The sequence below is a fragment of the Streptomyces coryli genome, from assembly GCF_011044975.1.
Lineage (GTDB): Bacteria > Actinomycetota > Actinomycetes > Streptomycetales > Streptomycetaceae > Streptomyces > Streptomyces coryli.
Window position 1 is genome coordinate 1 of the sequence record NZ_JAAKZV010000276.1, and the last position, 9760, is coordinate 9760.

The 9760-nt window shown below is 68.9% G+C and carries 11 protein-coding genes; 2 read left to right on the forward strand and 9 right to left on the reverse strand.

Features of this window, described 5'->3' with window-relative positions; all coding sequences use genetic code 11:
• The 5 genes from G5C51_RS35945 to G5C51_RS35965 all read right to left on the reverse strand — a co-directional run.
• Positions 1-224: hypothetical protein (locus G5C51_RS35945; RefSeq protein WP_165244039.1), on the reverse strand; the 224-nt coding region annotated here is incomplete at its 3' end.
• Between the two features lie 45 nt (positions 225-269).
• Positions 270-764 carry a hypothetical protein gene (locus G5C51_RS35950; protein WP_165244041.1) on the reverse strand — a complete coding sequence of 165 codons (495 nt, stop codon included), beginning with the start codon at positions 762-764 and terminating at the stop codon, positions 270-272.
• Between the two features lie 93 nt (positions 765-857).
• Positions 858-2087 (reverse strand): hypothetical protein, encoded by a 1230-nt coding sequence (locus tag G5C51_RS35955; RefSeq protein ID WP_165244042.1) that lies wholly within the window; start codon positions 2085-2087, stop codon positions 858-860.
• Positions 2088-2259: 172 nt separating this feature from the next.
• A complete protein-coding gene (locus tag G5C51_RS35960; RefSeq protein WP_165244044.1) occupies positions 2260-3579 on the reverse strand; it encodes an Nramp family divalent metal transporter in 1320 nt (439 codons plus the stop codon).
• Positions 3580-3686: 107 nt separating this feature from the next.
• Positions 3687-3872, reverse strand: a complete 186-nt coding sequence (locus G5C51_RS35965; protein ID WP_165244046.1) for a hypothetical protein — start codon at positions 3870-3872, stop codon at positions 3687-3689.
• Positions 3873-3965: 93 nt separating this feature from the next.
• Here G5C51_RS35965 and G5C51_RS35970 point away from each other — a divergent pair, with 93 nt between their 5' ends.
• A complete protein-coding gene (locus G5C51_RS35970; RefSeq protein ID WP_165244048.1) occupies positions 3966-4937 on the forward strand; it encodes a GlxA family transcriptional regulator in 972 nt (323 codons plus the stop codon).
• 82 nt (positions 4938-5019) lie between these two features.
• Here G5C51_RS35970 and G5C51_RS35975 read toward each other — a convergent pair whose 3' ends face one another.
• Positions 5020-5640, reverse strand: a complete 621-nt coding sequence (locus tag G5C51_RS35975; RefSeq protein ID WP_206314690.1) for a hypothetical protein — start codon at positions 5638-5640, stop codon at positions 5020-5022.
• Between the two features lie 241 nt (positions 5641-5881).
• Between G5C51_RS35975 and G5C51_RS35980 the strand changes: the two genes are divergently transcribed.
• A complete protein-coding gene (locus G5C51_RS35980) occupies positions 5882-6883 on the forward strand; it encodes a DUF3558 family protein (RefSeq protein ID WP_165244050.1) in 1002 nt (333 codons plus the stop codon).
• 15 nt (positions 6884-6898) lie between these two features.
• Here G5C51_RS35980 and G5C51_RS35985 read toward each other — a convergent pair whose 3' ends face one another.
• From G5C51_RS35985 to G5C51_RS35995, 3 genes are all read right to left on the reverse strand, one after another.
• On the reverse strand, positions 6899-8371 hold the full coding sequence (locus tag G5C51_RS35985) for a GntP family permease (RefSeq protein ID WP_165244052.1): 1473 nt from the start codon (positions 8369-8371) through the stop codon (positions 6899-6901).
• A gap of 120 nt (positions 8372-8491) precedes the next feature.
• Positions 8492-8896 carry a RidA family protein gene (locus tag G5C51_RS35990; RefSeq protein WP_165244054.1) on the reverse strand — a complete coding sequence of 135 codons (405 nt, stop codon included), beginning with the start codon at positions 8894-8896 and terminating at the stop codon, positions 8492-8494.
• On the reverse strand, positions 8893-9645 hold the full coding sequence (locus tag G5C51_RS35995; protein ID WP_165244065.1) for an IclR family transcriptional regulator: 753 nt from the start codon (positions 9643-9645) through the stop codon (positions 8893-8895). Before G5C51_RS35995 ends, G5C51_RS35990 begins: the two co-directional genes overlap by 4 nt.
• Between the last annotated feature and the right edge of the window lie 115 nt (positions 9646-9760).

Here is a 9760-nt window from a genome sequence, read left to right on the forward strand (position 1 = left end):
GCGCGGGCGCCGTCGAGGTGTGCCGTGAAGTGGATCGGGGGTTTGAATGGGGAGGCCAGATCCTCGACGGCCTCCGGGAGCCCCCATCCGAGTACGTCGAGGACCTCCTCGAGCGTGGGTGCCTCCTCGAGCTCCTCGGCCATGTCCTCGATCAGCCAGCCGAGCGCGTCAGCTGCGTCTTCCAGTACGTCGGCGGGCAGTGGGGGCAGCGGGGAGTCGCTCATCGCGGTTCCTTTGACAGTCCGGTTCCGCCCGCTCGGCTGCGGGCGCTACAGGCCCAGGGCCTTCAAATGGCCGGGCAGGTAACCGCTCAGGGTCACCTGGTCGTACGAGCCGTCCAGGAGCCCGATCGCGCGGGCCTCTGCCTCGTCCAGCTGCCGGGTGCTGCCGTCCGCGGTCTCGGCCATACCGAACTGGCCGACGCTGCCGGACTCGCCCATCAGCTCCATCAGGTCGGCGTCCGCGCCGGCCGCGTGGTAGATCTCCGGCGGCCGGAAGCGGGGCACGAGGGCGGGCTCGTGGGCGACGACGGTCCAGTCGCCGGACCGCACGGCGTCGTCGTCGGTGTAGACGGCATGGGGGCGGACGTCCGGGGCGGCGGCGGAAGCGGGCGGCCACTCCTGGGTCTCGTACGAGCCGCGCAAGAACCCCAGTGGGAGCCCGAAGGCGTCCTCGGCCGCCAGCACCACGGCGAAGTGGAACTCGCCGTTCGCCGCCGGCACGGCCAGGATGTCGCCGACGGCGGGACCGGACTTCTTCTTCATCGGACTCCCGTCCCTCCTACCTCGTTGCTGCGCGCCAGCGTACCGCCGGTCAAGGGTGAGGTCGGAGAAGGCCGGACGAGACCTGCGGGACGTTCACTGGCAGTTCTTCTTTCGCCACTCCGCCATCTTCTGCTTCTTCTTCGTCTCGTAGCGCTCGTACTCCGCGCGTTTGTCCGCACCCAGGGGGTTCTGCCGGTTGCCGCGGTAGTCCTTCCCCTTCTTGCCGATGACCGTCTTGTACTTCTCGGCCGTGCGCTGCTCGAGGAGCCTGGACTCGCCGTACGTCCTGGTGCCCGGGAGGACTCGGATGCGGTCGCCCTTCGCGGGGTTGAACCTGTTGTTGTTCTTGCTGTGGCGGTACTGGACGCTCTTGGGCGTCTCCTTCCCGCCGAACATCCCGGAGTAGTAGACCTTGCCGTTCTTGTCGACCAGCACGTAGTTCCGGTAGCCGCCGCGGTCGAAGTACGAGTACGGGCGGTCTTTCTTGCCCGGCAGGGCTGCGTAGGCGACGCCGTTGGGCGCGCGGGCCGGGGCGTCGTGGGTGTACACCGCCTGCTGGTACGTGGGCCCGCGGGGCTTCGCCGGGACATACGCGACCTGGCACAGCTCCTTCTTGCGCTTCTTCCGGGCGGCATCGGCCTTCTCCTTGAGCTCGGCCGCCTTCTTCTTCAGCCTCTCGATCTTCTTGCTCTGGTCGTAGAGCTTCTTCAGGCCCTTGCCGATCTTCGTGCCGTTCTTGACGATCGACTTGCCGACGTTCCAGGCCTTCTTCGGGTTGAAGAGATACTTCTTCGCCAGCTTCAACGGCATCCCGCCGACGACCATCAGCAACGCGTTGATGACCGTCTCGGTGCAGGCGCTGCCATCACCCTCGGTTATGCACTTCAGCGCGTCGGTGAGCCCGCTCTCCTCACCGGCGATCTTGATCAATTCCATGGCGGCCTTCTTCAGATCCGCCTTGGTGACGCCGTACTCCGTGAGCGCCTTGTCCAGATCGCTCTTGGCCTTGTCGTACGCCTGCTGCTCCGGAGTGGTCAGCGGGTCCGTCGCGCCGGTGTTGTTGGCGGGACCGTCACCTCCGTCGTCGCCGCCCTGGTCGTCGCCGCTGCCGTTGGAGCCGTCGGCCTGCGGGTCGCCGTTCTTACCGCAGTTGTCGCCGCCGGTGACCTTGCACACCTGGGTGCTGATGCCCTGCGCGATGGTGTCGCCCACCGTCGTCATCAGCAGCGCACCCACGATGGCCACGACCACCGCGATCACGCCGACGTACTCCGTGGCCCCCTGGCCGCGGTCGAAGTGCCGCAACCCGAACTGCCGCGACAAGCTCAGCTTCCGACGCCACCCGCGCGCTCTGCCGCCCCGCCGACGCATCTCAGCCCCACTCCCCCACCCGCACCGAGCTCACTCAAGAGCTTCGAACATACGGCAGGTGGACAGCTGTCGCATGGGTCCCAGGACCCAACGTCGCCACCTGCAGCGGGAGTTCGCGGGAGAACTACCAGGGCAGCTCCCGCACCTGCTGCACGCACAGCACGATGAAGAGCAAGCCCGCCGCTGTCAGCATGCCGTTGCTGAGCCAGCCGTTGCGCCATTCATGTGGGGTGCGGCTTGTGTTCAGGAGCCAGACCAGGGTCAGGGCCAGGAAGGGCATGAAGAAGGCGCCCAGGACGCCGTAGATGATGACCAGTTGGAAGGGCTGGTCCCACCAGAGGAGGGCCATGGGCGGGAAGGTCAGCCACAGGACGTACGCGCGGAAGGGGACGGACGTTTCCCGCTGGCCCTCGGCCACCTCCGCCACCGCGGAGTCGGTGGTGGGCGGCGCGGCGTCGGCGAACATGATCTCGGCCCGCTGCTTGCGGTAGTACTCCACGAAGTCCGCGAAGAGCAGGCTCACCCCGTGCCAGACGCCGATCAGCGAGGTGAAGGACGTGGCGAAGAAGCCGATCAGGAAGAGCTTCGCCGTCGTCTCGTCGAAGCGCCTCTCGAGGATGTCGGAGAGGCTCAGGAGGCCCTTGTCGCCCTCCGCCAGCGCGATGTTGGACGCGTGCAGCAGCTCGGCGCCGACGATCAGCATCGCCACGACGAAGATGCCTGTCGTGACGTACGCGACGCGGTTGTCGAGCCGCATCACCTTCATCCAGCTGGAGTCCGTCCAGCCCTTGGCGTTGACCCAGTAGCCGTAGCTGGCCATCGTGATCGTGCCGCCGACGCCGCCGATGAGGCCGAGGGTGTAGAGGATCGAGCCGTCCGGGAGGACCGGGGCCAGGCCGGCGAAGGAGGCGCCGATGTCGGGCGAGACGCGGATCGCCACGTAGACGACGATCACGAACATGACGCCGACCAGGATCGTCATGACCTTCTCGAAGACCGCGTACTTGTTGAACCAGACGAAGGCCAGGCCCACCAGGCCGCACAGGATCGCCCAGTATTTGAGCTCCATCCCGCCGAAGAGCGCGTGCAGCGGCAGCGCCGAGGACGACATCGCCGTGGCGCCGTAGACGAAGCCCCAGATCACCACGTAGATGACGAAGTAGACCGTGGTCCACGAGCCCAGCGTGCGCCAGCCCTCGAAGAGGGTGCGGCCGGTGGCCAGGTGCCAGCGGCCGACGGCCTCGGCCAGGGAGATCTTGACCAGACAGCCGATGACGGCCGCCCACATCAGGGTGTAGCCGAACTTGCTGCCCGCGATGAGCGTGGCGACCAGGTCGCCGGCGCCGACGCCGGTCGCGGCCACCACGATGCCCGGGCCCACATGGCGCCAGCTCGCCTTGCGCATCGACAGCTCGGCGCCGCCGGTGTCGGTCTTTTCGGCCATGTGGCCTCCCCGCGCTCACTCGTCCCCATTGACTTTGTCGCCGCATGATCGCGGAAGACGCGGATGTCGACAAGGGCGCGTGCGCGGGGCTTCGCTCCGGGTGGGTGTCAGGCCGCCAAGTCGTGCTGCACCCCGCCGCCGCGCCGCTCGTTACGGCCCTCGGCCCGGCGCAGCTGCCGGTCGATGCGCAGGTCGCGGGCGTGGCCGACGATCGACGGGGCCAGCAGCACCGCCGTGAAGGCGAGGAGGGAGAGGACGTAGAGGACGATGTCGAATGCCGAGTTCGTGTTCATGCCTCTATGGTTCCTTCTTCTTGCGTACGCAACGAGTGGCAGCACTGCCGTAAGGCATCGAATTACTGCCACTTCGGCGGTACGCTGGCAGACATGCTGAACAACGTGGTCTGCGTCCTCACCCACGACGTCAACGCCTTCGAGATGGGCGTCATTTGCGAGGTCTTCGGGATCGACCGCAGCGATCAGGGGCTCCCTGTCTACGACTTCGCCACCGTCGCCGGCGAGGAGCCGCCGATCCGGCTGCACCCGGGGATGGCCGTGACGCCGAGCCACCGCGGCCTGGACCGGATCGCCGAGGCGGATCTCGTCGCCGTGCCCGCCGGACAGCAGTTCATCTCGCGGGAGTTCCCGGAGGACCTCCTCGAGGCGCTGCGCGCCGCCGTGGACCGGGGGGCGTACGTGCTGTCCGTGTGCACCGGGGCGTTCCTGCTGGGGCGCGCCGGGCTGCTGGACGGGCGGCAGTGCACCACGCACTGGCGGCATGCGGACGACCTCGCGCGCCAGTACCCGCGCGCGGAGCTGGAGCCGGGCGTGCTGTACGTACAGGACGGGCCGGTGATCACCTCGGCCGGGACCGCGTCCGGGATCGACGCCTGCCTGTCGCTCGTACGACAGGAGCAGGGCAGCAAGGTCGCGAACACCATCGCCCGGCGCATGGTGGTGCCGCCGCACCGGGACGGCGGGCAGGCGCAGTACATCCAGCGCCCGGTGCCGGAGCGGTGCGGGGACGACGCGATCGGGGAAGCGCTCGCGTGGATGCAGGACCACCTGGACCAGGAGAGCACCGTCGAGGAGCTGGCGGCGCTGGTGCATCTGGCGCCGCGGACGTTCGCGCGGCGGTTCCAGCAGGAGACCGGGAGCACCCCGTATCAATGGATGCTGGGGCAGCGGGTGCTGCACGCCCAGCATCTGCTGGAGGAGACTGATCTGACCGTCGACGCGATCGCGGCGCGGGCGGGCTTTGGCAATGCCGCGACGCTGCGGCACCACTTCCTGCGGCGGCTGGAGACGACGCCGAACGCGTACCGGCGGACTTTCCGGGGGCCGCAGGCGGTCGCGTAGCAGCAGGGCACACGAAGCCCCTGGCAAGTCGGGCAGTCTTGGACGTGCACCCGCCCACCAGGGGCCGCTTGCGCGCTCCGGGTCACTTGACCCAGGTGATCGCCTTGTCCTCGTACGGGTTGGGCTCGAGGCCGGTGCTGCCCTCGTACTCCACGCCGCCGATGGCGTTGCCCTTCGCCGCCCCGCTCAGGTCGCAGCTCTCGTACGACGCGCCCTTACTGGCGAAGTCGTCCGGCGCGGACTCGCTCTCGCACTTGCCCGGGATCTCACCGCTGAGAACCGCGCCGGTGGGGCCGCCGTTCGCCGCGAACACCCGCAGTCCGGAGACGGAGCTGAAGGACAGGTCGGTGCCGCCGGCGTTCTCGATCTTCGACTTGACGTAGTACGCGTCGATCTTGTCGGCGTTGTTCGCGCCACCTGCCTTGAGGTCCGCGCTCGTGCCCTTGTCGATCGCCGTCACGGTGATCGAGATGGTTCCCTTCTTGTCGCCGACCTTGAACGGAACGGTCGCCGTCTCGCCCACCTTCAGCTTCGTGCCCGGAGCGGTGGTCTTGACGTTCCCGGCCTCAGCCGCGCCGTCCTCGCTCGCCTTGTCCTCCGGCGCGCTCGACTCATCTTTCGGCGCGCTCGCTTCGGACTCGCTCGGAGACGACGCGGACGACGGCTCCTCGTCCCCTCCGCACGCACTGAGCGTGAGTCCCATAACAGCGACAACAGCGGCAACTACCCAACGTCCCTTGCGCATTTCCCCGGCTTTCGAGAGTTCAGCTTCGGTGAGCCTTGTTGCTCACAGGACGAGGAGCCCATGTTGTAACGCCCCCCGTAGGTGCCATAGTTTCACAGGAGCACCTTCCGTAACGCAGCCGCATCCTGAGAACGCGTACCGGCGGACTTTCCGGGGGCCGCAGGCGGTCGGTGCCTGAGGGACCACTACGCTCCCCCAAATGTTCAATGACAACAGGAAGTTACGGCGCCACTCCATAGTCACAGCAGCCACAGCGCTGCTCCTGCTCGCGGCCGGCTGCGGCAGCGGCGGTGATGCGTCGCCGGCCGCCGAGGACCAGCCGGAGACCTCCGCGCGGCCGAGCCCCGAGATCAAGGATCCCGCCGTGGAACCGGCCGCGCTGCGGAACGTGGACCCGTGCGGGCTGCTCAACGCCAGGACGCTCGGCAAGCTCGGCACCGTCGCACCCGACAGCCAGTCGTCCCCCGAGTGGGGCGTGTGCAGCGCCGACGTGAAGGACGCGAGCGGCGGGACCGTCGAGCTGACGCTGCGTGTCGGCGACCAGCTGACCGTCGTGGACGATCCGACGGAGAAGCTCAAAGGCCTCCCCCTGGTCATCGATGACGACGACGCCCCCAAGCAGTGCTGGACGTCCGTCCTGACGTCGTACGAGACGTCGCTGGCCATCACCTTCCAGGTCGAGTACGCGGGCGGCGACGCCTGCGCCGCCGGGAAGAAGGCGCTGGCCGAGGTCGTGGACGCGATCCACGCGGGGCCCCCGCAGTACCGCAAGCCGGCCCGCTCAGTCCTGGCCACCGACCCGTGCACGGCCGCCGACAAGCAGGCCGTGGCGACCGCGCTCGGCAAGAAGCCGTGGGTGGAGGTCAACGACCTGCACACGTGCGACATGTGGGCGGGCGATACGGACTACCCGCAGGTGTCCGTGCGGTTCTTCAAGGGCCTGCCGCTCGAGGCGGCGGACGGGCAGCCGGTCGACCTCGGCGGTGGCGTGCGGGCCATCCAGGCGAAGGAGAAGGACATCACGACCAACTGCGATGTCTCCTGGCGCCGGGTGGCGACGCCGACCCCGGACCAGGCCACGGGCTACGGCGAGCTGGTCTCCGTGACGTACAGCGATGAGACCGAAAGCAGCCTCGACACCACGACCGCCTGCAAGAAAGCGGTCGCGGTGGCGAGGACCGTGGTGCCGTCCCTCGGCTAGATCCCTCGGCGAGAGCTAGACGACCAGGCTGACCAGCGCCGCCACCGCGAAGCCCGCGACCGACAGCACCGATTCCAGGACCGTCCAGGACTTCAGGGTGTCGCGCTCGGAGATGCCGAAGTACTTCGCGACGATCCAGAAGCCGCCGTCATTGACGTGCGAGGCGAAGATCGAGCCGGCCGAGATCGCCATGATGACCAGGGCGAGATGGGCCTGCGAGTAGTCGCCGTTCTGGAGCAGCGGGGCGACGATGCCGGCGGTCGTGACGATCGCGACCGTCGCGGAGCCCTGGGCGACGCGGAGCACGACGGAGATCAGCCAGGCGAGCAGGATGACCGGCAGGCCGGCGTCGTTGAAGGCGTCGGAGAGGGCGTCGGCGATGCCGCTGACCTGCAGCACCTTGCCGTAGATACCGCCGGCGCCGACGACGAGGAGGATGTTGCCGACGGGCTTCAGGGAGGCGGTCGAGACCGTCTCCAGGGACTTGCGGGACCAGCCGCGGCGGATGCCCAGCAGGTAGTACGCCATCAGCAGCGCGATGGTGAGCGCCACGAAGGGGTGGCCGAGGAACTCGATCACCGAGCGGGTGGTCGACGGGTCGAAGGCGATGGAGGAGAAGGTCGCCGCGAGGATGAGGACCAGCGGGGTGCCGATGATGGTGAGGACGGTGCCGAGCGACACCGGCGTCTCATCAGTGGGACCGTGCGGACCGTCCTTGCGGTCCGCCGCCACCGCCGCCTTCGCCTCCTCGGCCGCCTCCAGCATGTCCTGCGGTACGGGCACGAAGACCCGCTTTCCGATCCACGCGGCGTACGCCCAGGCCGCGATGACCGACGGGATGCCGACCACGACGCCCATCAGGATGATCCAGCCGAGGTCCACGTGCAGCAGCCCGGCCGCGGCCACCGGGCCCGGGTGCGGCGGCAGGAAGGCGTGCGTCATGGAGAGGCCGGCGAGCAGCGGCATCGCGTAGAGCAGGATCGACTTGCCGCTGCGCTTGGCGGCCGCGTAGACGATCGGCGCGAGCACGAAGATACCGACGTCGAAGAAGACCGGGATGCCGAAGATCAGGCCGGTCAGGCCCATGGCGAGGGGCGCGCGCTTCTCGCCGAAGAGGTTCAGCAGGCGGGAGCTCAACGCCTCCGCTCCGCCGGACACTTCGAGGATCGCGCCGAGCATGGTGCCCAGGCCGATGATGATCGCTACGTGTCCGAGGATGCCGCCCATCCCGGCTTCGATCTGGGATATCGCGTCCGACTTCTGCACCGTGCCGAAGAGTTCGGTGACGGAGAGGCCGGCCGCGAGGCCGCTGGCTATGGAGACGGCGAGGAGGGCGACGAAGGGCTGCAGCCGGACCTTGATGATCAGGAAGAGCAGGAGGGCGATCCCGAGGACGGCGACCGTGAGCAGGCCCGCGGTGCCGTCGATGACGGTGAGGAGACCGCCCGTGTGCGGTGGCGTGGGGGGTGGTTCGGCTGCGATGAGCATGAGCAGCTTCCGTTCAGGGGGTTTTCGGGCAGGGGGGACCGCGGGACGGCGCGTGCTGCGTGGGTGCGTGCGCCGTCCCGGCGGGGTGATGCGTGAAGAAGGGGTCTCGCAAGGGCAAGATCAGTCGACGACCGCCAGCGCGTCGACCTCGACCAGCAGGCCCGGCGGCAGGCCGACGTACACGGTGGTACGGGCCGCGGCGGGCGCCTTCAGGTCGGCGAAGTACTCGTTCCAGATCTCGTTGAACTCCGGGAAGTGCGCCACGTCCGTCAGATAGACGCGGATCATGATCGCGTCCTCCCAGGAGGAGCCGCCCTCCTCCAGGATCGCCTTGACGTTGGCGAAGGTCTGCAGGGTCTGCTCGCGCAGGGTCGGCCCGGCGGGGGTGGGGGCCTTGCCCTCCTCGGCGGGCAGGAAGCCGACCTGGCCGGCGACCTGGAGCAGGTTGCCCTTGCGGACGCCGTGCGAGAACTTCGCGGGCGGGGCGGTGTGGGTGGCGGGGGTGTAGGCCGTCTTGTCGCTCATGTGGGGTGGGTTCTCCCTGAGTAGTCGTCGCTGATCGCCTCCGCGGTGCGGCGCAGCTGCGGGAAGAGGGCGAGGAGTTCGTCCGCGGAGACGACCACGTTCGGCGCCGACAGGGACGCCGCGGCGACCGTACGGCCGGATGCGTCCCGGATGGGGGCGCCGATGCAGTTGATGGACTCCTCGTGGCCGCCGAGGTCGGTGGCCCAGCCCTGCTCGCGCACCTTGGCCAGCTCCTTCAGGAAGGCGTCGGCGTTCGGCGTCGAACGGGGCGTGTAGGTGGGGTAGTCGAGCCGCTCGGCGACGGCGCGCCGCTCCGGCTCGGGGAGGTCGGCGAGGAGCAGCTTCGCCACGGCCGCGACGGTGATCGCGACGGGCTTGCCGATACGGGAGTACATCCGTACCGGATAGCGGCTCTCCACCTTGTCGATGTAGAGCACCTCCTTCTCCTCGTATACGGCGAGGTGGACGGTGTGGCCCGTGGCCTCGTTGAGCTTGACGAGGTGCGGGTGGGCGATCTCGCGTATGTCGAGGTTCTCGACGGCTTCCTGCGCGAGGGCGAAGAGGCGGGCGCCGAGGCGGTAGCGCTGGTCCTCCTGGCGGTAGACCAGGCCGTGTTCGTGGAGCGTACGGAGCAGCCGCATGGCGGTGGACTTGTGCACGCCGAGGCGGGTGGCGACCTGCTCGAGGCCCGCGGGGCCCTCGGCGAGGAGGGGGAGGATGGACAGGGCGCGGTCGACGGTCTGGCTCATGACGCGCTCACCTCCTGCTCGGTCCAGCCCGGCGTCAGGCGCAGTGTCTCCCACGCGTCGTCGCCGAGGCCGACCAGTTCGTCGGCGTGGCGCCGGGTGGGGGGCGGGGCGAGGT

Bases quoted from the DNA above. Each gene is read 5' to 3' on its own strand.
- G5C51_RS35950 (WP_165244041.1), bottom strand. From the start codon at position 764: ATGAAGAAGAAGTCCGGTCCCGCCGTCGGCGACATCCTGGCCGTGCCG.
- G5C51_RS35960 (WP_165244044.1), bottom strand. From the start codon at position 3,579: ATGGCCGAAAAGACCGACACCGGCGGCGCCGAGCTGTCGATGCGCAAG.
- G5C51_RS35965 (WP_165244046.1), bottom strand. From the start codon at position 3,872: ATGAACACGAACTCGGCATTCGACATCGTCCTCTACGTCCTCTCCCTC.
- G5C51_RS35970 (WP_165244048.1), top strand. From the start codon at position 3,966: ATGCTGAACAACGTGGTCTGCGTCCTCACCCACGACGTCAACGCCTTC.
- G5C51_RS35975 (WP_206314690.1), bottom strand. From the start codon at position 5,640: ATGGGACTCACGCTCAGTGCGTGCGGAGGGGACGAGGAGCCGTCGTCC.
- G5C51_RS35980 (WP_165244050.1), top strand. From the start codon at position 5,882: ATGTTCAATGACAACAGGAAGTTACGGCGCCACTCCATAGTCACAGCA.
- G5C51_RS35985 (WP_165244052.1), bottom strand. From the start codon at position 8,371: ATGCTCATCGCAGCCGAACCACCCCCCACGCCACCGCACACGGGCGGT.
- G5C51_RS35990 (WP_165244054.1), bottom strand. From the start codon at position 8,896: ATGAGCGACAAGACGGCCTACACCCCCGCCACCCACACCGCCCCGCCC.
- G5C51_RS35995 (WP_165244065.1), bottom strand. From the start codon at position 9,645: ATGAGCCAGACCGTCGACCGCGCCCTGTCCATCCTCCCCCTCCTCGCC.